Below are 23,036 nucleotides of genomic sequence, written 5' to 3' on the forward strand. Positions count from 1 at the left end.
CACGGGAACACGGCTAAACCGGTTCCCTATCTAAAGAAGAAGGCAAAAACGACAGAATTGTCCACAAAGGTACACCGGTACTGCCTGTGTGTGATGGACATCTGAATACCTAATTAGCATTCCTGTGTTGAGGTATTTAAAGTTATTCCTCACCTGACTGACAGAGTGGTGAGGAATATGCGATTCCGGTGTGCCGGTAGTTCCGTTATTTGCGGGCAATGGTGATATACCCGCTATGGCAGACGCGTGTTGAGGGGCGTGTTCCCCGTTTTGTCCGGCTGAGTTCCCGTTCTATCAGTTCGTGGGTATGAACTTCGGAAAAGAGCCCCTGAGCGGTGTCCATGACGGTGAAGGTCTGCTCGAGAAACGGGGTATATGTGGCAAGATATCCGCCGGAGGTGAGCAGTTCATGAGCTTTTATGATGTGATCGACGTCGATATGGAGATCCAGATGCACGACATCGAATGCGCCGGCGGCTTCGAGTATATCCCCTGCAATAACCGTGACATTGTCCCATTTTGCTTCCCGGATGTTGATTTCTGCTTTACGGGCGAAATCCTCGCGAATTTCATACGTGGTCACGCTGCGTGCGACGCCCCCGAAGAAGATTGATGCAATTCCGCTCCCTGTTCCCGCGTCGAGTACACTGTCGCGGCGGTTCATGCCGGTGAGGGCAATGACCATCCCGATATCTTTGGGGAGCATCGGAGCTCCGCTCCGCTGTGCGTGCGAAAAAAAGTCGGTCGGCCGGGGCATCCTGATGTGAAACGGCGTTCCGAGATGGGACGTGATCACGTCACCCGGACCCAGTCCCACAAGTGCCGGAAGATCGATCATCCCGAGATCGGTTGAAAGCTTTCCGGCTCCCGCACGCACAAAATATTCCCTGTCCTCGTGCAGAAGTATGATGCGGTCGTTCGGTTCGATCATGCGCCGGTCAGTTTCAGGATAGCATCTGCGATATCGCCCTGTGCGTCTTTCAGTGCCGTATAAGCTGCGTCACGGGAAACCCCGGACTGCTCCATTACGAGCACGACATCCTCCTCGGGAATCTCCAGTTCGGCGGGTTCGAAGCGCGGTTCTCCGTTGAGCTGGTAGGTCGTGACTCCCTGCATCGTTGTTGCAACCACCTCGGCCGGTTCGAAGACGTAATTGCCGCGGGGTGTATAGACGACGACCCGCTCGACGTCTTCGATGGTGTCCATTTTCATGCCGAGCTGTTTCATCATCTGCTTCATCTTTTTGGGGTTCATTCCAGGAATCATCTAATCCCTCCCTTTTCGTACCTGTACTGCTACTCCATAATTAAATGCCAGCATTTCACTGCCCGACAGCACAGCCGTCCCGGTAGCGATGAGTTCGTCAGTGCCGGTGACGACAAGTACCTCCTCGCCCGCACGAATTTCTTCATCTGCCGATACGACATGTTTTGCCATCGCATTTTTTCCGGATGAAATAAAACCGGCGACCTCATCCGCCGGCACCACACGGTACCGTGGTGGTAAAACGGCCTCCTTCAGGCGGCGTGCACCGGCAATACCCAGTGTCAGCCGGCCGTCTCCGGCCCTGAGCGTAGCAAGGCGTTCGCCTTCAAGCAGGATGTACCGTACCCGCCCGGTATTCGAGAACCGGAATTCCGTATTCCCGGGAAACATCCTCTCTCCGACTCCCTGTCCGTACTGGAAATCAGCAATTGTTCTCACGCGTTTAAGCGGATTGTTCTCGAAGGATTCTGTTGACACGATGTGCAAACTCCTTTTCCGCGGTTTTCGGGATAAACGCTCCCGCAGCGATGTTGTGCCCGCCCCCGGCACCTCCGACCTCTTCAGAGGCGATCTGGAGCGCCTTCTGGAGATCGATGCCCTTTGAGACCATACGTTCGTTTGTGCGCATCGAGACCTTGACGAGTTCGGGGTCATCAGGCAGATAGCAGAGGACCATCATCGGCTTGTGCCAGCTGAGTTTAGAGAGGGAGATGCCTGCTCCGATGCCGACAATGGTGTCAGGAAACCTGTCCCCCACGTGAATATACTGGAGATGCGAGAGCTCTGTCACTCCCCGGTCATGAATATACTGAACAAGTTCGCGTATGATACTCCGGTGGTGCCGGAGCATATGTTCGGCTTCGCGATACACCGTACCCCTGTCCCCCCGGCATACGGCAGCTCCGATTGCGGGTTTTGCCCACCGCCCGCAGGCGTTGAGCAGGGTGGCATATTCCGATGCGTTTCTGAGCGGCGTTTGAAGAGGCTCGTCCGGGAAATAGTATGTCTCGGAGAAAAGGCGGTCGACGGGCTGCCGGTGTGCGATGAGCTGCTGGACAAGCGCGCTGATAACCGTCCGCTTTTCTTCGGGCGAATACTCTTCCCAGACACGCCACCGGCCCCTGGCGGTACGGAGCGGGATCTCCAGTTTTTCAAGAAATTCAAGGGCTCCCTGTGTATTGTTACTGATCCGGGGGATAAAGGGGTCGTCGCAGTATCCCAGTGATACATGAACCGGCCGGGTCGAGAGGCCGTAACAGTTCAGATCGCGCTCCCTGCAGACGATAAGCCCTTCCCTGACCCCGTCGCTCACGATCTCCCGCGCCGGGCCGATCAGCCCGCAGTGTTCGCGAGCCATCATGTCGCCGACATTCCCAATGACCGCCAACGGCGCGAGCCGGGTGTTGATGTCATCCAGATGCGTCGCGACGAAGTAGGCGATGCCCGCCGCGCTCAGTTTCGTATGGCCGTACGGAAGGCCGTTGACCTGCAGATACGGAGTTTCGGCAGGCTGCGCCACGTGGTGATCGATGATGACCGCATCGCGTTCGGTCAGCCCGTGCTCCTCCAGCAGGTTCTGCTGTCCGGCCCCGAGATCGACAAAAACCTTGAGACTATCGTCTTTCGGGACATGTCGCATGGTAAGCGGTTCGAGCTGCCTGACAAACACCGACCTGACGTTGATTCCTTCCTGCGAAATCGCCTGTGCAAGGATCGCCTCGCTCGTAATACCGTCGGCATCGATATGGGACACTACTGTCACGGTGTCGGCTTTGAGAATCGCTCCGGCGACATCACTGGTATCGGCGGCAAACCCCATTGTTCCCGTACATAGGGGGCGGAACCGGATAAAGCCTGCTCCCGCCGGTATTCCTGCGGGATGTCGGAAAAAAATCCGGCAATCATTCATATGGAGTGAGGGTTTAGTGTACCATACAACGGTGTTTCGCAATGGAACGGGAAGATCTGTCCGAATTTTACGAGAGGGGCCTCGTCAGTGCGGAGCGCATGGCAGCAGTGGATCGAAATGCCGGTTCGTATGGCGTGTCACCCCTGCAGCTGATGGAAAGCGCCGGCAAATCGCTTGCTGAAAAAACGCTGCAGTACAATCCGGAGAATGTACTCGTCCTGTGCGGAAAAGGCAACAACGGAGGCGACGGGCTCGTCGCCGCGCGGTACCTGCAGCACCGAGCCCGGGTATCCGTGCTCCATCCCGCTGCCGGAATGAAGGGTTCGGAAGCGGCAGCCAATCTGCATGCGCTCCGTGCCTGTGCCGTTGATCTGCTTCCCTTCACATGTACCGAAGATGTCGGGCGTTACGCCCCGTTGTTTGATAAGGCGGATGTCATTATCGACGCCCTCCTCGGAACCGGAGCGAAGGATACGCCCCGTGATCCCTTCCTCCTGTGCATTGCGCTTGCAAATCAGAGTCCTGCAGCAGTCGTTGCAGCCGACGTGCCCACACCGACGATGCGCGCGGATCTCGTCTGCGCTTTCCACCGTCCGAAAGTGGAGGGATCGGCCGTCGTCGATATCGGAATCCCGCCTGCCGCCGAACTCTACACCGGCCCCGGTGACCTTCTCCAGCTTCCCTCCAAACCGGCCGGTGCCCATAAAGGGGAGGGCGGTGAGGTGCTCGTAATCGGCGGCGGTCCATATCAGGGTGCCCCTTACCTCGCCGCGATTGCTTCCCTTCGTGCAGGTGCCGACATCGTTAGGGTGGCAACCCCCGCGCCCCTCCCGTACCCTGATATCATTACGGAGCCTCTTGCAGGCTCCCGGATCGGCGACGAGCACACGGAGCGACTCGTCCGCCTTGCAGAGAGCGCCGATGTCGTGGTCTGCGGCCCCGGTCTCGGGCGGGAAAGCCGTGCCGTAGTGGAGGCTGTCACGGCGGCGTGCCCGAGGTGCGTGCTTGACGCCGATGCCCTTTCGAATCCGCCCCTGCGTTCGGCCGAGACTATCTGCACGCCTCATGCCGGAGAATTCGCACGCATGTTCGGTGTCACACTGCCTGAGGATCGGATCGCCCGCGCGCGTCTCGTGCGCGATCACGCGCAGGGGATGACCCTGCTCGTAAAAGGTCCGGTGGATGTGATCTCCGACGGAACACGGGTCCGGTTCAACAGAACCGGCTCTCCGGCGATGACGAAGGGGGGGACGGGTGACGTTCTCGCAGGTATTGCGGGAGCCCTCTTCTGTCGCCTTCCCGCCTTCGAAGCCGCAGCTGTGGCTGCATATGTTAACGGCCGTGCAGGGATGGCGGTCGCATCGACGAAGGGTGACGGTCTCTGTGCAACCGATCTCCTTGATAGGATCCCCGACGAATTATGGAGAGGAAGATGAAACATGGCTGAATTCACGCATATCGAAGATGATCGCGTCCGTATGGTGGATGTGACCGAAAAGGCGGACGTTTCACGTGAAGCAACCGCAGAAGGACGTATATATCTCCGCCCGGAGACCCTCGCTGCGATCCGCGAGGGTTCGGCAGTGAAGGGCAATGTGCTTGCAACCGCGCGTGTCGCGGCAATCCAGGGAGTGAAAGAGACCTCGCATCTCATCCCCATGTGCCACCCTCTTCCCGTCGGTGGTGTGTCTGTCGATTTCCGTGAAGAAGACAGGTATATCGAAGTGCGTGTGGCGGTCCGGACGTATGGAAAGACCGGGGTTGAGATGGAGGCGCTGACCGGTGTCGGTATCGGGCTTCTCACGATCTGGGATATGGTGAAGTCCGCCGAAAAGGACGCGCAGGGGCAGTATCCCGTCACCCGGATAGAAGGCATCCGTGTCATTGAGAAACGGAAAGGAGACCCGGTGTGACGGTCGGTGCCCGGCCGGGAGGAGAGTTTTTAATAGTATTCCGGGAAACATATACAGAACCGCGGGATCCGTCCCGTGACAAAGGAATGTGGTTCTGTTTGCAGCAGGACTGAACCTTGCAGGTGATACTACAATGGTAAAATCAATGTATGCCTACGTACGTGAGGCATGGAAAAAACCGGAATCTTCCGAGGTGAAAACCCTCCTCTGGCATCGTATGCAGACGTGGCGCCAGGAAGGGAGCGTTGTGCGCATCGACCGGCCGACCCGCATTGACAGGGCGCGTTCACTCGGATACCGGGCGAAACAGGGCATCATCGTTGCCCGCGTGAGTGTCCGTCGGGGTGGCCGTCGTGTATCGCGGTATATTCGCGGACGCCGTACAAACCGGATGGGAATGCGACGCCGTTCGGGAGGGAAGAGCATTCAGCGCATCGCCGAAGAGCGTGCATCCCGCAAGTTCGTCAATATGGAAGTGCTTAATTCGTACTGGGTAGGCCAGGATGGACGCCAGAAATGGTATGAGGTCATCCTTGTCGATGCACACCACCCCGCAATCAGGAACGACACTCACCTGTCGTGGCTTGCCGATCCCGTTCACAGGGGTCGTGCGGAGAGAGGGCGCACAGCCGCCGGAATGCGTGGTCGTGGCATGAGGAAACGCGGTACGGGTACGGAACACACCCGCCCGAGCATCCGGTCCAATGCGAACCGCGGAAAATAAATATCCTGTTTTTTATAAACCGTACCGATGAACTGCGCTGATGCCTGTGTGCATCCTTATCCTGAAGGAGACTCGTCTCTACGGCGCCTTGCGGAAGAGGCCGCCGGGCTCGGCTATGACTGCATCGTCTGTACCGGGCAGGTGGATCCTGCTGTTGCGACACGTATCCCGGTTATCTGTGGCGCCGTCGTTGCAGGCAGAACCTTTCAGGATGTGCTCGGGCGGATACGCCGCGATACCGGGCAGGCACATCTGATCATGGCCTGCGCGGGTGATGTGAAACTGAATCGCGCACTCCTGTCCTACCGGGGTATTCATATCCTTCGCGGAGTACATACCGTTCATAGCAAAGCATTTGACCATATTTGCGCAAAAAATGCCGCAGAATCTGAAACAGCGGTTAACATCAGCCTCTTTCCGATTGTTCACGGGCGCGGTCCGATCCGGCAGAATGCGCTCCGGTGCTATTCGGATGTGCTCAGGCTCCACCGCAGGTACGGATTTCCGGTGACCGTATCGAGCGATGCACACTCGATCCTTGATCTCCGGTCGGCACGTGTGGTCCCCCGGCTCTGTTCACTGTTTGGTATGGAACCGGAGGAAGCGGAAGAAGCACTGGGCGCTCCGGGACGGCTTCTCAATCCGCGCAGATCTGTCGAGGTGGTCCCGTGAAGCCACGTCCGCCAACCATGCGGGACAAGCGCAGGTATATCCTTTCACGGTATGTTCCGTTTTATGCGCTGATCGAACCCCGGCGCCTGTATCACGGAGTCTTTGAAGCGGCAACGGCTCTCTTCGGCGATGCCGCTGCAGCACGGATGCAGATTTCGGTGATATCCAGTGATAATGGTTATGCAGTAATCCGATGCCGCCGTGGTGATGAACCGGATGTAATGGCCGCTCTTGCCACCGTTACGGAAGTGAAAGGGTCCCGCCTTGCATTACACACGGTAGCGGTTTCGGGCACCCTGCATGCACTCCGGAGGCGAATGCGGGTTTCTCCCGCGCCCGGGGAAGCCGGTTCTGAGGAGGTTCTCGGAAAACTCTATCAGGTGCTCGCATACCCCGGTCACAAGATTGATTTAATTGAAAAAGGTATAAAAAAACAAGAGACACTCTATTTTACCCAAAGAGACAGGGAGGAATTTTGATGCAACCACAGGCTCAGATGGGATATGACCGGGCGATCACGGTGTTCAGCCCGGATGGACGACTCTATCAGGTCGAATATGCACGCGAAGCGGTAAAAAGGGGTACGACTGCGGTTGGTATCAAATGCAGCGACGGTGTGGTGTTGATCGTTGATAAACGGGTCAGTTCGCGATTGCTTGAACCCTCGTCGATTGAAAAAATATTCAAGATCGATGATCATATGGGAGTTGCCTCCTCGGGTCTGGTCGGTGACGCACGCTCGCTCGTCGACAGGGCGCGGGTAGAGAGCCAGATCAACCGTGTGACCTATGATGAACTCATCGACGTGGAAACTCTCTCAAAGAAACTCTGTGATCACATGCAGACATATACCCAGTTCGGGGGTGCACGCCCGTACGGCACGGCTCTCCTGATCGCGGGGATCAGTGATGGGCGGGCACGGTTGTTTGAGACCGATCCGAGCGGCACCCTGCTCGAATACAAGGCGACGGGTATCGGAACGGGAAGGCCTGCGGTCATGAAAGTCTTTGAAGAGGATTACAATCCTGACATGACGTCGAAGGAAGGCATCATGATGGGTCTCAAGGCGCTGCATGCGGCAACCGAGGGAAAATTCGACGTGAACACCGTTGAAATCGGCATCGTTGACACGGCGGACAGGCTCTTCCGTAAAATGAGCGCGGAAGAAGTAAAAACGTACGTTGACAAGATTGAAGAGTAGGTGTGGCGGTTCATGATACCTCTTGACCGCGCTGTTGTGGCCCGCCTGGAGTCGCACGGGGAGCGGTTTGAACTCCTCGTCGACCCGGATATGGCAGCCCGGGCGCGAACCGATGAATCTGTCGGTATCGAGGATGTGGTGGCTGCTCTCTTTGTCTTTGAAAACGCCTCCCGTGCCGAGAAGGCGTCGGAGGAGTCCCTCAAAAAGGTATTCGGGACGCTTGACTTTGAGACAATCGCACGGAGGATCATCCATAAAGGAGAAATCCACCTGACGGCAGAGCAGCGGAAGCAGATGACCAGCGATAAACGCCTGCAGGTTATCACCTTCATTGCCAGAAACGCGATCAATCCGCAGACGAACCTGCCTCACCCGCCGAATCGGATTGAGAGGGCGATGGAGGAGGCGAAAGTCAATATTGATCCCTTCCGGCATATCGACGAACTTGTGAAGGACACCGTGAAAGCGCTCCGTCCCATTCTTCCGATAAAATTCGCGGAGATGAGGATTGCCGTTAAAATTCCTGCGGATTATGCATCCCGTGCATTCGGAGAAATCCAGGCTGCCACGACCATAGAAAAAGACCAGTGGATGAATGACGGTTCGTGGATCTGCGTTGTGAGAATCCCTGCGGGAATACAGGAAGAATTTTACAATATGATAAATCGCCTTACAAAAGGCGATGGCGATGTGAAAATATTGGATTAGAATTAATAAGGGAGAGATCTAATCTATACAGACATATCCGGGGTAATTCAGAATGGCGAAAAAAGGAAAACACAAAGCAAAAGGACGAGTCACAGGAAGTTCAGGCAGGTTTGGTCCGCGTTACGGACGGTTTATCCGGAAACGCGTGAACGAAGTCGAAAAAGTTTCCCGTGCGCGTCACATTTGTCCCCGATGCGAGTCGCTTGCTGTGTCCCGGAAGGGAACAGGCATCTGGGAGTGCCGTAAATGCTCATACAAATTTGCCGGTGGGGTCTACGTGCCGCAGACACCGGTCCTCAAGGTTGCCCTTCGGGCTATCGAACGTTCACTGATCAAGGAGTGATTTCAGGTGTCCGGCTATAAATGTGCACGGTGCAAGCAGAAGGTGGAGATCGACATCAATGTCAGGTGCCCCTACTGTGGACACCGCATCCTTTTTAAGGAGAGAGGGGCCGGCATTAAAGACCTGAAAGCGCGATGATTCTGGTCACGACCTCACGAAAGCCCCTTCCCGAAATCCGGACACTTGCAAAAGATCTGGCGTTCTCGCTCGGCGGGAAATATATTCCCCGGGGAAAAAGCGGGTTGTATGATGCAATCAGGGCTGAAGACGCAGTAATTCTGGTGTCGTGCCGGGGAAGAATTTTTCTTCTCGAACTGTTCATACACGGCACACCGGAAGCGGAAATTCCGTTTGCATCATACACGACCGGAAAGAGGGACGGCGTGCTTTTAAAAGGGCTGAGGACCGGAAACCAAACTGTTTATGAATCTTTGAAACGATACGTAGATGTCCTCCCGTCAGACGAGGGTGCATCCACCCTCTGCTTTGATGGAGCTCAGAGAAGGCGGTATGTCCTTGCTTTACGGGAATGAAACACGTTGCGATATTCAGGGTCTCAGGTGCGGATGCGCTGCGCATGTATCAGGCGTTGCTGCCGGAAACCGGTGATATGGGCCGTACAAGGGTGAATCTTCACATGGAGGGGGATGAGACGCTCGTCCTTACGGCATCTGCCGGGGATCTGTCGGCACTGAGGGCGGCGCTGAATACGTGGCTGCGTCTGATGAATATTGCATACGAGATGCAGGAGATTGTAAAATATGAATAATATTCCACCAAAAGTTCAGAATCAGCTTGCCATGCTGCAACAGCTGCAGCAGCAGCTGCAGACAGTTGTCGGACAGAAAGCACAGTACGAAGTTGGTATCCGGGAAGCCAAAAAGGCATTTGAGGAGCTCAAGGACGTACCGGCCGACACCGAAGTCTTTACGACTGTGGGTTCGGTGATGATGCGCCAGCCGAAGGAGAAAGTCGAAAGCGGGCTCGCCGAAAAAATCGAAACGCTCGAACTGCGCGTCAAATCACTCGAAAAACAGGAAAAGATGCTGCAGGGTAAATTCGAGCAGCTGCAGGCACAGATTAAAGGGGCGCTCGAGGGAAATACCCCCGTCGCCACCTGAAGTTCTTTTTTGTGTTCTGTCGCTATCCTCCGTTCACACGGGTTACGAGATTCAGGGCGTTGATCATCGCTTCCACTGATGCAAGCACGATGTCATCGCCCGATGAACTTGCGTCAAAGACACGCCCGTGCGAATCCTCGACGGTGATTGTCACGTGCCCGAGTGCATCCGTTCCGCCCGAGATCGCTGAAACAGAGAATTCCTTAAGCTGGACGGGGATGGGGACAACACCGAGAAGTGACTTCATTGCAGCATCCACCGGTCCGTTGCCGACACTGGAGTAGACATACTCCTTTCCTGATACCCTGACCCGTACGCTCGCGGTGGGCAGGACATGGTTGCCGGTGAGAATCGCAATGTCATCGAGTTCAATCGGTTTTTTCCCGACGGCCCCCCCGATCACGCTCTCCGCGATCTCGTAGAGATCATTGTCTGTCACCCGTTTTCCCTTACTGGCGATTGCCTTCACCTTCAGGACGATGTCATCGAGTTGCTGGTCATCCGGGGAGATATGCACCTCTTCGAGCATCTGCTTCACCGCATGCCGTCCGACATGCTTGCCGAGGGTCAACCGGCGCCGGTGACCGACCATTTCGGGCGTCATGATTCCCGGTTCGAAAGTCGTCGCATTCGCAAGCATTCCGTGCGAGTGAATGCCGCTCTCATGTGAAAACGCATTGTCCCCGACAACGGCCTTTATCGGCGGCAGGGAGATTCCCGAAAACCGCGAGACCATCCGGGACGTCTCGACAAGCCGCCGGGTCGAAATTCCCGTATCAATTCCGAAAATTGACTCGAGCACCATGACAGTCTCTGCAAGATCGGCATTCCCTGCCCTTTCACCGAGTCCGTTGACGGTGACCTGCACCTGCGACGCCCCTCCCTCGACGGCGGAGATGGTGTTGCCGACCGCGAGGCCGAAATCGTTGTGGCAGTGCACATCAATCGGACAATTGACGCTGGATTTAATCCGGGAGACGAGATCGTGCATACGCGATGGTGTTGAAACCCCCACCGTATCGGGCACATTGATGATCGTTGCCCCTGCATCGACAGCTGTCCGGTACACCTCCACAAGCTCGTTAAAATCAGTACGGGTGGCATCCATAGCCGAGAACATCACGTTGCCGCAGTGCTCCCGTGCGTATGCAATGATAGCCTCCGTTATTTGGAGAACGTCCTTGTGACTCTTTTTAATCGTGTGTACGCGCTGCACCTCGGAGGTGGGGATGAACACATGCACCATATCGACGTTGCATGCAAGGCACCTGTCGACGTCCGACTCCAGCGAACGGGCAAGTCCGCATATCTGCGCATCGAGCCCGGCGTCTGCGATCCTTTTCACTGTCTCGTACTCGGATTCCGACGATGCCGGAAACCCGGCCTCGATGACATGCACACCGATATCAGAGAGCTGCGTAGCTATCTCAATTTTCTGATCCAATGTGAATGACACGCCGGGCGTCTGTTCCCCATCCCGAAGTGTTGTGTCAAAAACCGTAACTGATCGCCTGTTAGTACTGCGATCGTCCAAGAAAACGATCTGCCGCATGGACTGCGGCGGTCCCTGCCTCAAAAGTGTTGCGAGACATACTCTTCTATTGAATGCTTATTTATATAAATCTCTGCTTTTTGCACGGTATTGATTGAGAAACGGAATCTTTAATACTGTTTCTCTCAAATATTGTAGAGCACTACCCGCCTTAACTCAGACTGGTAGAGTGCGCGGCTGTAGTATGGTATGCCGGTGAACGGTAACTGCGCGGCTACCGCGATGTCCCCGGTTCGAATCCGGGAGGCGGGATCTTCAGTGTGGATGGTGCCCAGGTAGTGTAGAGGCCTATCATGTCGGCCTGTCACGCCGACGACTCGGATTCGAATTCCGACCTGGGCGTATTCTTTTCATCAGAGCAGGATTTTATATTTTACCGGTGACGAAAGTATACAGCCATGCGAAAAACCTGCTGCCTGTTTCCGGTTGCGAGCGGCGTGCCGATCATCGGTCTCGGACTGTTTCTTCTGCTGGCCTGTATCGTACCGATGTTTATCGAAGACATTCCATTACTGCCGACACCGGTTCTGATCCTCTTTGCAGTTTTCGGTCTGGTATGTATCGGAGCAGGTATCCGTCGCCACGGGAAGACATGGCAGCAACGGCATCTCTCTGATCCGGAACGGTAATCCTAACATCTATCCCGTCAATAGAATAAGAGGGAAGAACCATGGGCTTTGCCGAAGACGCGATATTTTCCTATATCGAACGCGCCCTCAGGCGTGTATATCCTCTGCGCGACGGATGGGAGATAAAGCGCCGTCCAGCCAATAATAATCGTGTACCCGACTACTTCATCCAGAAAAAGCGGTTCGGAAGAACACACAGAATTCTCGTCGAAGTGGCGATTGCGCCGGCAGTGACAGATGCGCATATCGATCATCTCAATGCTTACGCTGATAAGATGGAAAAACTGCTGCTGCCGTGTGAAAAAAAAACTGTTGTCGTACCAACCGGGACTGATATCTCGAAGGTCCCCGGTGACACCGATGTACTTTTCCTCGATGTGCTGAAGATTGAAGGAGAAGAGATCGTCTGGGTGAAAAAATTCATTCACCCCCGTCTCCCCGACACGGATGACTAGCTGCGGTAGTGGGGAAAACTTTTTTTGATATCACATGAATGCGTCTCGCGCTAATGCGATCCCCCCTCCGGCATGTCTGCACTCACGGGATTACAAGACAAAACTTAAATTCAAAAAAATTGCATGTAACTTTAAGGTGAATGAATAATGGGTTTTGTTAACGATTCCATGCACACGTATATCGAACGTGATCTGAAGAAAAAATATCCTGCTTCAGAAGGGTGGAAAATTGAGCGGGATCCTGCATGGGACGACATTACATTCGACTATCAGGTCCGGAAGCGCCGCCTGGGTGAAAACGCCCGGATTCTTGTGGATGTGATCATTGATAAGAAAATTACCGAAGCGATGATCTCACAGACAACGTCGAAAACCGAGGCACTTGAAGCACAGGGCGTCCCGGTTACTGGTGCCGTCCTCATCGTTCCCTCCGGAGCAGACATCTCCGCAGTTCCTGACGATATTGGAACCATGTTCCTGAAGGTGCTGAAGGTCGAGGATGGAGATATCGTCTGGTGGCGAAAGGCCACCTCTGCCCAGTAATATCCGGACTATCCCTTTTTCCCTTCGTAGTGGAGGTTCAATCATATTTTAAGATCACCTGTCGTTATCCGGATGGTCCCGCGGGGACTCCGTGACAGGGACGTATCAAACAGTAGGAACGCACGGGAGAGCGTTATCCATGAAAGATGACATATCAGAGAAAAAGACACCCTCCAGGCATACATTTGAACGGGAAGGTATTCAGGGCCTCTGTGAAGCGATTGCCGATGAAGATCCCCGGGTACGCACTATGGCAGGAATTCTTTTGGAACGGACCGACAAAACCTATCTCGTCGAACACCTGATCCGGGCTCTCAGGGCCGGTGATAAAGCCGAACGAGAGCGTGTCTCCCGCGGTCTGGCTCTGGCCGGGAAAGTGGCGGTGGCGCCCCTGCTCGAGCTGCTTGATGATGATTCCTGGGTCATGCGCTACCGGGCAGCGGAGGCTCTGGGGCGTATCAGGGATACCCGGGCGGTTCTTCCGCTTATCGCAAGGCTCACCGATGAAAAAGACCATGTGCGGTATATGGCGGCCAAGGCACTCTGCAGGTTTGCCGACGGGCATGCCGAAGGAGCACTCATCGTACTGCTCGAGGATCCTAACGTGTATGTACGCCGAATGGCGGCACGTGCCCTCTCCGGAATCGCTTCCGACAGCGCGTGCAGGGCCCTTGCCTCAGCGCTGTCCCGCGAGATCGACCCCGACGTAAGCACGGCAATCAATGATGCGTACGAGAAGGCCTGCAGCGCCCGCAAGCTCCTATGAAACGCGGATGACAATAACGGTGATGTTGTCCGTCCCGCCGTCCCTGAGGCATTCGGCGGTGAGTGCCGCCGCCGCCTCGCGCGGGGGGTATGCCCGGGCGAGGATTCTGATTCGTTCGGGAGGAATCGTATCATGAAGTCCGTCGCTCGACAGAACTATCGTCCGTTTTGAGCACTCCTGCGGATAGAAATCAACCGCTACGTCCGGCTGCAGTCCGAGGGCGCGTTCAAGGATATTCTTCCGGGGATGCGTCATCGCTTCGTCCGGGGTGATCAGACCCAGATCAACAAGGTGTCTGACAAGACTGTGATCCCGCGTCTGCCAGATGCCGGTCTCGTCGAATACAGATGCCCTGCTGTCTCCGACGTTGGCAAACACGCATTTCCCCGCTTCATCGATCAGGAGGGCGGTGAGCGTTGTACCGGCATTGAGAGCATTTTTTTTATTATATTCGAAAATTTTACGGTTTGCATTCGCGAATGCCCGTTCAAGCACTGCCTGCATTGGGTCGTCGGCCGCGCTCGTGATGACGGTCGTACGCAATTGCCCGATGGCGCAGGTGCTGGCGACATCTCCTGCTGCATGACCTCCCATTCCGTCTGCAACGGCAAAAACATGAAATCTTCCTATTCGTTCGGCCAGAAATGCATCTTCATTACGTTCCCGCCTCCCCTGTTCGCTGACTGCATGATAGGTAAGGGATTCCATGAATTGCACCCCCCGTTTACTGCCCGTGTTCCGTACAGACTGGTAGGTTTCATTTTCCGATAAATCCTCTGTACAGCCCGTTCTCCCGTGCGCATCGAATGGCGAAGGCATATTCCCGCGCGGTGACAGGACGATGAAGTCTCGCATCGAATCCGGGAGAACAGATTCTCCCGCAGGGAAGGTACTGGTCCATGATATTTACGTAGGAATGTACTGAAATTTCTGTTGCGATAAATGCCATCACCCGATCGCTTCGCGCGATATTGCCGGGAAGAACGAGGTGCCGGATCAGGAGGCCGTGCAGTGCAATGCCGTTATCATCGGTGACAAGATCGCCGACCTGCCGGTGCATCTCTCGTATCGCGGACTGCATCGCCTCCACGTAATCCGGTGCGTCAGAGAGCGTACGGGCGCTGGTGTTGTCACCATACTTGGCATCGGGCATGTAAATATCTACGATACCATCCAGCAGCTCCAGCGTTTCGGGACGGTCATAACCGCCCGTATTGAATACAAGCGGTATTTTAAGGCCCTTCGCGGCGGCAATGGCCGTTGCCTCCATGATCTGCGGGATGTAGTGGGTCGGACTGACGAGATTGATATTGTGGCATCCCTTCTCCTGCAGACTCAGCATATGCGTGGCGAGTTCACCACATGAAATCTCTCTCCCGTACCCTTCCTGACTGATCGGATAATTCTGGCAGAACGCGCATCGCATCGTGCAATGAGTGAAAAATATCGTTCCCGAGCCTGCCCGCCCGACAAGCGGCGGCTCCTCTCCGAAATGCGGGCCCGCACTGGCGACTGCCGGGAGAAGTCCGCTCCGGCAGTATCCTTTTTTGCCGGACAGGCGGTCGACATGGCATTTGCGCGGGCAGAGAGTACAGGAGGACAGAATACGGTATGCCTGCAGTATTCGCTCCCGGAGTTCGCCCGTATGCAACAGGGCGCGATACGAAGGCTCATTGGATTTCACCGTTTATCACCCAGAACCATGAGGCTGATGAGGGCTCAATGAGAAATTACTTTCAAATCCTTGAATCCTACGGCAATGTCGTAGTATCGGTTGTGGTCTTTGTGATCCCTGCCTGTATATATACGCGGCTGCGGGCCGAATACGGATACGGGTGTCCCATTTCCTTGTGTTCGCATCCGGCTGTCATCATTCAGGATATCTAATCCCGCAATCATGAGGGATCCGTCTGATATTTCATACGGAATAATTTTCGGCTGTTCTGTCCCTGCGGCTGTATTCGGACAGATGCCCGTCCTTGCCTGATGTACGGATCGGTGTTTCTTCTATGGAGAAAGCACCGACGGTCGCTTCGTGAGCCGGCGGACTGATTCAGTGAAGAGGGGGAGTTTTCGCCAGTTTGTGACAGACGATATCCATAATGCCGTTTTTGACCGAGATTTCACTTTGTGATGCGTCAACCCGGCACGGCAGATCAATCGTGATCCTGTCGTCTTCAAAGTAGAGATGGATACTATCTTCTTCGATCTCCGCATAGGGCGCCATATCGGTATCGGCGGGCAGTTCGATCGTCACATAGACGGTTTCGGGCCCTTCAACCGTTTCGAAATTAATATCATCCACCCCCTGGTCATCTATCTGGAAAAAGCGAGGTTCCCCGCCGGATCCGGTGATGATGGTACATCCGACAAAGCGTGCATTCTCGTCACGCGCAAGGCTGCTGAAGAGATCTTCAAGTACTCTTGCAAGATCCCTGAAGACATCGTCGTATGGATTTTTTGCCATGTTATTCACACAACCGGTATCGACCGTTTTCCCTCGTGACGATCCCCCGTTCCATAAGGTTCGCGAGGTGTTTCTGCAATTCTTCGCCTGAAACGCCGGTTATCTCTTTGATTTCGGAGATGTCGGGATTATATCCGGAAAGAACAACGATGAGATTGATTTCCATATCACTCCGGATAATATCCTGTCCGCTTGCTGCGAGTTCATGAATCGCCTGTTCGATATCCTGTTCAAGATACTCAAGATTGCTGATTAATGTTTCCCGTAGCTTCATCATTCGCCGGAGCGATCCGATTGTAGAGGAAAACCGCGTTCGGGTGTCCTGATGCTCAAGGATTACCGGCATTTTCTGCTGGTTAAGCTGGATAACAACATTAAAATCCTGCAGCAGGTGGTAGTACTTTCGTCTGCGTTCGTCGCTGCGTGATGCAAGTATATGCTCGCGTTCCATCAGCTGAAGATGCTCAATCACCGCCTTGGGGCTTATCATCAGCCGCTCTGAAATTTCCGTCACAAAACAGGGCTTCTGACGCAGTAGTTGAATGATCCGCCTTCTGTTCCTGTTGCCCAGGATATCCAGAAAGTGCGAAACATCGTCGCCATCCAGCATATTTACTTTATGTTAGTGCTAAAATTATATAAATATTGGGTGTTATTCGAAGAGGCGGTAATTCGGCGCTTCGTCAGTGATAAGTATGTTATGGGGGTGGCTTTCCGAATACCCGGCAGATGTAATGCGGATGAACCGCGCTTTTGCCTTCATATCCCTGACAGTGGCGGACCCTGTATATCCCATGGCAGATTTCAGTCCGCCGATGAGCTGGTAAATTACGTCGGATACGTTCCCGACATACGGGGTTGCTCCCTCGACACCTTCCGGCACAAATTTCGTTAATCCAATGTCTTTTTTCTGGAAATAACGATCACTTGACTCTCCGCCGCTCATGACGCCGAGTGATCCCATTCCACGATACTGCTTGTACCGTCGTCCCTTGATGGCAATCACCCGTCCGGGCGACTCATCGGTGCCGGCAAAGAGGCTGCCCATCATTACGCTGTCGGCACCTGCGGCGATTGCCTTGGCAATATCGCCCGAGAACCTGATCCCCCCGTCGGCAATAACCGGGACGTCTGCCGGGGAAGCGACGTCCGCTACCTGCGAGATTGCCGTGATCTGCGGAACACCGACGCCCGCGACGATGCGGGTCGTGCAGATTGATCCCGGACCGATTCCGACCTTCAGGCCGTCCACATCGGAGACCAGCGCCTCTGCTGCGCGCGCCGTTGCGATATTTCCTGCGATAACATCCGCGTGTGCACTCGCCTTGATCTCCTTGACGGCCCTGACAACGTTCATATTGTGACCGTGTGCACAGTCGACCACGAGAGCATCAACCCCGTTCTCGTCGAGCAGCATCGCCCTGCTGAAATCGAACGGACCGACGGCAGCAGCGACGCGAAGGTTGCCGTTCGCATCACGGTTACCATGGGGGTACTGATGGCGCTCGAGGATATCCTGCATGGTAATGATGCCGATAAGCTTTCCGGTGTCATTTGTCACGGGCAGGCGTTCCACCTTGTTCGTATACATCACTTCGAGCGCGCGTTCCATCGTGATGTCTTCACTGACCGTGATGGGTTCCTTCGTCATCACCGTCCGGATATTATCGCTACCCCGGCGTGAGATAATCGCCCGCAGGTCCCTCCTGCTGACGATGCCGATAACCGTATCGTCCTGCATCACCGGTACGCCACTGATACCGTGGACATTCATCATCCGGTCCACGTCGGCCACGGTCGCCTCCGTGTCCACTGTCAGTACGTCGCGTTCTATGATATCCTCTGCCTGTTTGACGAGAGTCACTTCCTCCACTTCGCGTTCCGGCGTCATGTTCCGGTGGATGACTCCGATGCCGCCTTCCCGTGCCAGTGCTATTGCCATGGCTGATTCGGTGACGGTATCCATCGCTGACGATACAAGGGGCATATTGAGGGAGATGTTCCGGGAAAAGCGTGATTCGACGTTTGCTTCACTCGGTTCGATATACGATTCAGCGGGCAGAAGAAGCACATCATCGAACGTGAGTGCCAGGGGCATGTCGAGTTTTTCACGGTACATATTTCACCTGATCATCTGAACTGCTCTATCCACGAGATCCTGCCTGATGACAGAAGAGCGGTCTCCGCCGCACACCATCCCGCGTACGCCAATGATATCGGGGTCAATGCGTTTAAGGGCTTCGAGATCCTCGAAGCGGAGCGAACCCGCAAGGGCGGTTTTTAATCCCGCTTCATGGCTCACGTCGTTAAAGGCGCGGAGGTCATCCTCTGTCATATAGTCAAAGAGGCTTTTTCCATCCTTTATTCCCGTGTCAATCATCGCGATGTCTGCTCCGGCACCTGCCGCAAGCGGAATTATCTCAAAGGGAGAAATCGTGCTCAGGCGTTTATAATCCGCGTACGCGGCAATGACGACATATTTTTCCGGGTAGTCATCCTTGACAGCCCGGACGACTCCCCCGATTAATTCCCGCGCTTCTTCGGTCCCGGAAAATTTCAGGCCGACTTTAATATAATCGGCCCCTGCGCCGGCGGCCCCGAGTGCGGTGAGTGCCGCACCTCCCGGAAGAAAGGAAAAATCGCCGATTGCGGCGCTGACGGGTTTATCAGTAAGACTTTTTATCGCCTTGATCACCCAGGGAAAATTCGCTCCCAGAGACCCCTCGGAGGGTTTTTTGACATCAATAATATCAGCAGCAAGAGCATTTCGAGCTTCTTCCACACTACTTGGGCTGACCAATAATTCCATACTTATTTTTGATCATTTCTCCTAATAGTGATTGCGTTAAAAACATGAAAATTATTCTGGCTGTCGATCTGCTCGGCGGAAAGGTTGTACACGGGGCGAAAGGAAATCGGGATACGTACCGCCCTCTTGACTGGGGCTGTGCCTCCACCGCTGACCCTTCCGGGTATGTTGAAGAGATCGCACCGATGTACCTCTATATTGCGGATCTCGACCGCATCACCGGTGCCGGTGACAACGAGAGGCATGTACGGGCATGCGCACGCCGTGTAACTACCTGCTGGCTTGATCGCGGATGCCGATCGCCCGCGGATATGCTCATTGCCGACCGCGTGATCAACGTCATCGGAACGGAAACGGCCGGGCGCGATCTCTCCCTGTATCCGGGAGGGGTGCTGAGTCTGGATTGCAGGGACGGCCGGGTGATTCCCGGAGGGGAAGATCCGGTTGCGCTTCTTCGTGCTGCGGCAGTCTGGCCGTTTTCAGGGTGTATTATCCTTAATCTCGGTTCTGTGGGGACCGGAAACGGAATTCCACCCGCTGATTTTCTGGATGCGCTCCGGAATGCCTATGAAGGCCCTCTTTTCTACGGCGGGGGTGTCGCGGAGATGAAGGATCTGAGAGTACTTGACGAGGCTGGATTCGATGCGGCAATCATTGCCACCGCCCTTCACCGGGGGCATATCCCGGTAGACCTGATCCGGAGGGGAGTGCTCTGCTGATTACCATCGAGGGCATCGACGGGAGCGGCAAGTCCTCCCTGCTATCCGCCCTAAAAGAAGACCTCAGGGATCTGTCCCCCCTGTTTACGCGCGAGCCGGGTGCCACCTGGATCGGTGAGCAGGTCAGGCGCGCCATCGCCGAGCATATCGATCCTGTTGCCGAAGCACTGCTGTTCGCTGCGGATCATGCCGCCCATCTCTCGACCGTCATCCGCCCCGCTCTGCGGGAGGGGCGGCTGGTCATCTCGGACCGGTTTACCGATTCGCGATATGCCTATCAGGCCGTCACACTGGAAGGGATTCTTGCCGATCCGCACGACTGGATCGCTGCCGTGCACTCGGGATGGAGTGTCCGCCCGGACAGAACGTTTCTGCTGGTGCTGCCGGTAGAGGAGGCGGTGAAGCGGCTGTCGGGCGACTCACTGGAGCACTTCGAGCGTGCTGAGGTGCTGGAAAAGGTGCAGGCGCAGTATTTCGCCCTTGTGGACGCGGATCCGGAGCGGTTCGTCCTGATCGATGCTTTAAAGGATAAAAATGAGATTGCCGGATTTGTCGCCGGTGAGATCAGGAACTGTGCCGGACCGTCACGATCACACCGTCCCCGAGTGTGAGAACATCGACCTCCTCACCCTCGAGCATAAAGGTAAATTTCGGTGAAAATGCATTTTCCGGCAGTGCCAGTTCCTCGCCGTCCATAGCAATCGTGCGGGGCGGATTGAGGATACTGTCGGGAGGCAGCGCTTTAACCGCATCCATCACCGCCTTTGCCTTTTTCCTGAATGCCGGCCCGATAACGGACATATCGAAATCGATACCCGTAACCACCCGCTCCAGTTTCGGCTCCTCGTGTTTCCACAGAACCGTGGCATTCAGTGCACGGCCGGCATCGCCTGCGTCATCGATGTGCCCCGGTGCATATACCGTAACAGCCCCCATCGGGGCATTCAGGGCGAGGCCGCCGTCATGCTTGTACCGCCGCACCTCCGCGACGACCTTCACGAGCAGGTCACCTGCAGGACCGGCGTCGGGATCAGAGTATGAAAAATCAACCCATGGCTGGTTGTGAACGCTTCCTTTCCCGAAATACTGGTAGCATTCTTCCGCAAAGTACGGGGCAATCGGAGCAAGCATCCTGCACAGCGCATCAAGGGCAATCCATAATGCCTCCGTTGCACTGGTACGACTCGGGTCGTCCGTATAGAGCCGTCCTTTCACCAGCTCGATATAATCGTCCGCGATGACGTTCCACGCGAATTCACGAATCGTACGAAGTGCCCGGTCAAACTGGAACCGGTCCATCGCATCGGTGACGTCACGGATCGTATCGGAGAGGCGGCACAACATCCAGCGATCCGCGAGTTCGGTCACGGTGCCGGTCTCCCCCGTCTCGGTGCCGAGCTGGCCGAGAACGAACCGCGATATATTCCAGATCTTTGTCTGGAACCGTGATGCTGCAATCACATCGTTCCAGCTGAAGGTAATATCGGAGCCGGTCGACGCTCCTCCGGCACTCCACTGGCGGAATGCATCGGCTCCATGGTCATTCAGGATTTCTTCGGGGGCGATGATGTTTCCCCTGCTCTTGCTCATCTTAAAACCGTCATCACCAAGCACCATGCCGTTGATAAGGATGTCATTCCACGGGTAGCTGCCGGTAAGGGCTACGGATCTGAGAATCGTGTAAAACGCCCATGTCCTGATGATATCGTGGCCCTGTGGACGCAACTGGGCGGGAAAAATATCCGGCATCCCTGTTCCGTTCCATCCGGTGATGTTGAGTACTGAAATCGAGGAGTCCATCCAGGTATCAAGCACATCCTCTTCACCCCTCACCTCTGAGGACCCGCACGCGGGGCAGGGGTCACGCGGTTTATCTGAGACCGGATCGACGGGCAAAGCGTTCTCCGCGGGCAGGATCATCGTGCCGCAGTCGGCGCAAAACCAGACAGGGATGGGTGTCGCGAAGATTCGCTGGCGCGAAATACACCAATCCCATTCCATCTGCCGCACCCAGTTTTCGAGCCGGATGAACATGTGTTCGGGAATCCATGAGATTTTCCCTGCCGCTTCAAGAATAGCCTCCGGCTCGATGCGGACGAACCACTGGCGCTCACTGAGGATTTCAATGGGTGTCTTGCATCGCCAGCAGGTTCCTACCCTCTGGTTGAGATCCTCCTGCCGGAGAAGAATGCCCTGTTCCTTCATATCGGCAAGAATCCGTTCCCTGCAGTCGTTTGCAGTCATCCCGGTGTAGGGTGCTGCCGTTGCGGTCATCTTCCCCTGCCGGTCGATTGCCTTCCTGAGTTCGAGATCGTGCTGTTTCCACCAGTGTACATCCTGCTTATCACCGAATGTGCAGATCATGACCGCCCCGCTGCCGAATGAGGGGTCCACCGCATCATCGGCGATTACCGGTACGTCATGGCTGAAAAGAGGGACCTTCAGCCGTTTCCCCCGAAGACCGGTGTACCGTTTGTCATCCGGGTGAACCGCGACCGCAACGCAGGCTGCGAGCAGTTCCGGCCGGGATGTTGCAATCTCCACGCCGTCGAATGAAAAATAATTCAGTTTCGTGTCTCGTTCCTCATACGAGACTTCTGCAAATGCGATTGCCGTTTCGCACCGTGTGCAGAAGTTTACCGGATGCTCACTCTGGTATATCTTACCGTCCCGGAGCATGCGCAGGAAGGAGAGCTGCGTTTTTTTATAATACGCCGGGAGCATGGTGATGTACTCGTTACTCCAGTCGATCGAGAAGGCGCACCGCCGCATGGTTGTCCGCATTTTTTCGATGTTCTGCAGCGTGAGTTCGCGGCACATCTCCCTGAAACGGTCACGCGGCACGTCGTTTTTTGTAATGCCGTGGATCTCTTCGACTTTTACTTCCGTAGGTAATCCATGACAGTCCCATCCCTGCGGAAACATCACGTTGAATCCCCGCATGCGTTTGTATCGCGCGATAAAATCGATATAACACCAGTTGAACGCATTGCCGATATGGAAGTTGCCGGTGGGGTACGGCGGCGGCGTATCGATGATATACGGCGGTTTGGCGGATGCGGGATCAAAATAATTGTCTTCATCCCTCCATGCCGCCTGCCATCGCGGTTCGACCTCGGAAAAATTGAAATGTTTTGGAATATCTTTTGGTTGGGGCATTTCGCAATTATTGTCTCTGGAATAAAATATAGTGATCGTATCCGAACATGCACTGATGCGTTTTTACGACCAGAATGCAA

30 protein-coding genes and 2 tRNA genes are annotated in these 23,036 nt (G+C 55.2%); 20 read left to right on the forward strand and 12 right to left on the reverse strand.

Going from position 1 to position 23,036, the window contains the following annotated elements; all coding sequences use genetic code 11:
* Positions 1 to 205 precede the first annotated feature (205 nt).
* The 4 genes from APR53_04340 to APR53_04355 are packed head-to-tail and all read right to left on the reverse strand — an operon-like array spanning position 206 to position 3,085.
* Positions 206 to 931: a protein-L-isoaspartate carboxylmethyltransferase gene (locus APR53_04340; GenBank protein KQC03920.1), complete on the reverse strand. Its 726-nt coding sequence runs from the start codon at positions 929 to 931 to the stop codon at positions 206 to 208.
* Positions 928 to 1,266: a nascent polypeptide-associated complex protein gene (gene nac, locus APR53_04345; GenBank protein ID KQC03921.1), complete on the reverse strand. Its 339-nt coding sequence runs from the start codon at positions 1,264 to 1,266 to the stop codon at positions 928 to 930. The genes APR53_04340 and nac overlap by 4 nt, the downstream gene beginning before the upstream one ends.
* A complete protein-coding gene (locus tag APR53_04350) occupies positions 1,267 to 1,743 on the reverse strand; it encodes a pseudouridine synthase (GenBank protein ID KQC03922.1) in 477 nt (158 codons plus the stop codon).
* Positions 1,709 to 3,085, reverse strand: coding sequence for a phosphoesterase (locus APR53_04355; GenBank protein ID KQC03923.1), 1,377 nt, complete (start codon positions 3,083 to 3,085; stop codon positions 1,709 to 1,711). Before APR53_04355 ends, APR53_04350 begins: the two co-directional genes overlap by 35 nt.
* A 131-nt stretch (positions 3,086 to 3,216) precedes the next feature.
* Between APR53_04355 and APR53_04360 the strand changes: the two genes are divergently transcribed.
* The 12 genes from APR53_04360 (at position 3,217) to APR53_04415 (ending at position 9,857) form a co-directional block, all read left to right on the forward strand.
* Positions 3,217 to 4,611 carry an NAD(P)H-hydrate epimerase gene (locus APR53_04360; protein ID KQC03924.1) on the forward strand — a complete coding sequence of 465 codons (1,395 nt, stop codon included), beginning with the start codon at positions 3,217 to 3,219 and terminating at the stop codon, positions 4,609 to 4,611.
* Between the two features lie 3 nt (positions 4,612 to 4,614).
* Positions 4,615 to 5,088: a molybdenum cofactor biosynthesis protein MoaC gene (locus APR53_04365; GenBank protein KQC03925.1), complete on the forward strand. Its 474-nt coding sequence runs from the start codon at positions 4,615 to 4,617 to the stop codon at positions 5,086 to 5,088.
* 133 nt (positions 5,089 to 5,221) lie between these two features.
* Entirely contained in the window at positions 5,222 to 5,812 is a 591-nt protein-coding gene (locus APR53_04370; protein ID KQC03926.1) for a 50S ribosomal protein L15e, read from the forward strand.
* Between the two features lie 27 nt (positions 5,813 to 5,839).
* Entirely contained in the window at positions 5,840 to 6,484 is a 645-nt protein-coding gene (locus APR53_04375; GenBank protein ID KQC03927.1) for a hypothetical protein, read from the forward strand.
* Positions 6,481 to 6,963 (forward strand): ribonuclease P, encoded by a 483-nt coding sequence (locus tag APR53_04380; protein ID KQC03928.1) that lies wholly within the window; start codon positions 6,481 to 6,483, stop codon positions 6,961 to 6,963. Before APR53_04375 ends, APR53_04380 begins: the two co-directional genes overlap by 4 nt.
* Positions 6,963 to 7,685 carry a proteasome subunit alpha gene (locus APR53_04385; protein KQC03929.1) on the forward strand — a complete coding sequence of 241 codons (723 nt, stop codon included), beginning with the start codon at positions 6,963 to 6,965 and terminating at the stop codon, positions 7,683 to 7,685. The genes APR53_04380 and APR53_04385 overlap by 1 nt, the downstream gene beginning before the upstream one ends.
* A gap of 12 nt (positions 7,686 to 7,697) precedes the next feature.
* The gene (locus APR53_04390; GenBank protein KQC03930.1) at positions 7,698 to 8,393 is read left to right on the forward strand and encodes an RNA-associated protein; all 696 of its coding nucleotides are present in this window, start codon (positions 7,698 to 7,700) and stop codon (positions 8,391 to 8,393) included.
* Between the two features lie 52 nt (positions 8,394 to 8,445).
* On the forward strand, positions 8,446 to 8,736 hold the full coding sequence (locus APR53_04395) for a 50S ribosomal protein L37 (GenBank protein KQC03931.1): 291 nt from the start codon (positions 8,446 to 8,448) through the stop codon (positions 8,734 to 8,736).
* A 6-nt stretch (positions 8,737 to 8,742) separates the two neighbouring features.
* Positions 8,743 to 8,874, forward strand: a complete 132-nt coding sequence (locus APR53_04400) for a DNA-directed RNA polymerase subunit P (protein KQC03932.1) — start codon at positions 8,743 to 8,745, stop codon at positions 8,872 to 8,874.
* A complete protein-coding gene (locus APR53_04405; GenBank protein ID KQC03933.1) occupies positions 8,871 to 9,269 on the forward strand; it encodes a hypothetical protein in 399 nt (132 codons plus the stop codon). Before APR53_04400 ends, APR53_04405 begins: the two co-directional genes overlap by 4 nt.
* Positions 9,266 to 9,505 (forward strand): hypothetical protein, encoded by a 240-nt coding sequence (locus APR53_04410; GenBank protein KQC03934.1) that lies wholly within the window; start codon positions 9,266 to 9,268, stop codon positions 9,503 to 9,505. Before APR53_04405 ends, APR53_04410 begins: the two co-directional genes overlap by 4 nt.
* Complete coding sequence (locus tag APR53_04415) at positions 9,498 to 9,857, forward strand: prefoldin subunit beta (GenBank protein ID KQC03935.1); 360 nt, start codon at positions 9,498 to 9,500, stop codon at positions 9,855 to 9,857. The genes APR53_04410 and APR53_04415 overlap by 8 nt, the downstream gene beginning before the upstream one ends.
* 22 nt (positions 9,858 to 9,879) lie before the next feature.
* On the opposite strand, the gene APR53_04420 is transcribed toward APR53_04415, so the two are convergent.
* Positions 9,880 to 11,409 carry a 2-isopropylmalate synthase gene (locus APR53_04420; protein KQC03936.1) on the reverse strand — a complete coding sequence of 510 codons (1,530 nt, stop codon included), beginning with the start codon at positions 11,407 to 11,409 and terminating at the stop codon, positions 9,880 to 9,882.
* Between the two features lie 145 nt (positions 11,410 to 11,554).
* On the opposite strand from APR53_04420, the gene APR53_04425 reads away from it, so the two are divergent.
* The 6 genes from APR53_04425 to APR53_04450 all read left to right on the forward strand — a co-directional run bounded on the left by APR53_04425 (position 11,555) and on the right by APR53_04450 (position 13,802).
* Positions 11,555 to 11,661: transfer RNA gene (locus tag APR53_04425), tRNA-Tyr, on the forward strand.
* 17 nt (positions 11,662 to 11,678) lie between these two features.
* A tRNA-Asp gene (locus APR53_04430) sits at positions 11,679 to 11,751 on the forward strand.
* A 56-nt stretch (positions 11,752 to 11,807) separates the two neighbouring features.
* On the forward strand, positions 11,808 to 12,038 hold the full coding sequence (locus APR53_04435) for a hypothetical protein (protein ID KQC03937.1): 231 nt from the start codon (positions 11,808 to 11,810) through the stop codon (positions 12,036 to 12,038).
* A 41-nt stretch (positions 12,039 to 12,079) separates the two neighbouring features.
* Positions 12,080 to 12,493 carry a hypothetical protein gene (locus tag APR53_04440; GenBank protein KQC03938.1) on the forward strand — a complete coding sequence of 138 codons (414 nt, stop codon included), beginning with the start codon at positions 12,080 to 12,082 and terminating at the stop codon, positions 12,491 to 12,493.
* 147 nt (positions 12,494 to 12,640) lie between these two features.
* Entirely contained in the window at positions 12,641 to 13,036 is a 396-nt protein-coding gene (locus APR53_04445) for a hypothetical protein (protein ID KQC03939.1), read from the forward strand.
* 139 nt (positions 13,037 to 13,175) lie between these two features.
* Complete coding sequence (locus APR53_04450) at positions 13,176 to 13,802, forward strand: hypothetical protein (protein ID KQC03940.1); 627 nt, start codon at positions 13,176 to 13,178, stop codon at positions 13,800 to 13,802.
* Here the strand turns inward: APR53_04450 and APR53_04455 are convergent.
* From APR53_04455 to APR53_04480, 6 genes are all read right to left on the reverse strand, one after another.
* Positions 13,797 to 14,510: a hypothetical protein gene (locus APR53_04455; protein ID KQC03941.1), complete on the reverse strand. Its 714-nt coding sequence runs from the start codon at positions 14,508 to 14,510 to the stop codon at positions 13,797 to 13,799. The two genes, APR53_04450 and APR53_04455, sit on opposite strands and share 6 nt — an antisense overlap.
* A gap of 49 nt (positions 14,511 to 14,559) precedes the next feature.
* Positions 14,560 to 15,486, reverse strand: coding sequence for a radical SAM protein (locus APR53_04460; protein KQC03942.1), 927 nt, complete (start codon positions 15,484 to 15,486; stop codon positions 14,560 to 14,562).
* Between the two features lie 369 nt (positions 15,487 to 15,855).
* Entirely contained in the window at positions 15,856 to 16,269 is a 414-nt protein-coding gene (locus APR53_04465) for a hypothetical protein (protein ID KQC03943.1), read from the reverse strand.
* A 1-nt stretch (position 16,270) separates the two neighbouring features.
* On the reverse strand, positions 16,271 to 16,879 hold the full coding sequence (locus APR53_04470; GenBank protein KQC03944.1) for an ArsR family transcriptional regulator: 609 nt from the start codon (positions 16,877 to 16,879) through the stop codon (positions 16,271 to 16,273).
* 42 nt (positions 16,880 to 16,921) lie between these two features.
* The gene (locus APR53_04475; GenBank protein ID KQC03945.1) at positions 16,922 to 18,388 is read right to left on the reverse strand and encodes an inosine-5'-monophosphate dehydrogenase; all 1,467 of its coding nucleotides are present in this window, start codon (positions 18,386 to 18,388) and stop codon (positions 16,922 to 16,924) included.
* A gap of 3 nt (positions 18,389 to 18,391) precedes the next feature.
* A complete protein-coding gene (locus tag APR53_04480; protein KQC03946.1) occupies positions 18,392 to 19,078 on the reverse strand; it encodes a hypothetical protein in 687 nt (228 codons plus the stop codon).
* Positions 19,079 to 19,122: 44 nt separating this feature from the next.
* On the opposite strand from APR53_04480, the gene APR53_04485 reads away from it, so the two are divergent.
* Both APR53_04485 and APR53_04490 read left to right on the forward strand, forming a co-directional pair.
* Complete coding sequence (locus APR53_04485) at positions 19,123 to 19,797, forward strand: nickel transporter (GenBank protein ID KQC03947.1); 675 nt, start codon at positions 19,123 to 19,125, stop codon at positions 19,795 to 19,797.
* The gene (locus APR53_04490; GenBank protein ID KQC03948.1) at positions 19,791 to 20,408 is read left to right on the forward strand and encodes a thymidylate kinase; all 618 of its coding nucleotides are present in this window, start codon (positions 19,791 to 19,793) and stop codon (positions 20,406 to 20,408) included. Before APR53_04485 ends, APR53_04490 begins: the two co-directional genes overlap by 7 nt.
* On the opposite strand, the gene APR53_04495 is transcribed toward APR53_04490, so the two are convergent.
* Complete coding sequence (locus tag APR53_04495; protein KQC03949.1) at positions 20,362 to 22,956, reverse strand: valine--tRNA ligase; 2,595 nt, start codon at positions 22,954 to 22,956, stop codon at positions 20,362 to 20,364. The two genes, APR53_04490 and APR53_04495, sit on opposite strands and share 47 nt — an antisense overlap.
* Between the last annotated feature and the right edge of the window lie 80 nt (positions 22,957 to 23,036).

The organism is Methanoculleus sp. SDB (assembly GCA_001412355.1).
GTDB lineage: Archaea > Halobacteriota > Methanomicrobia > Methanomicrobiales > Methanomicrobiaceae > LKUD01.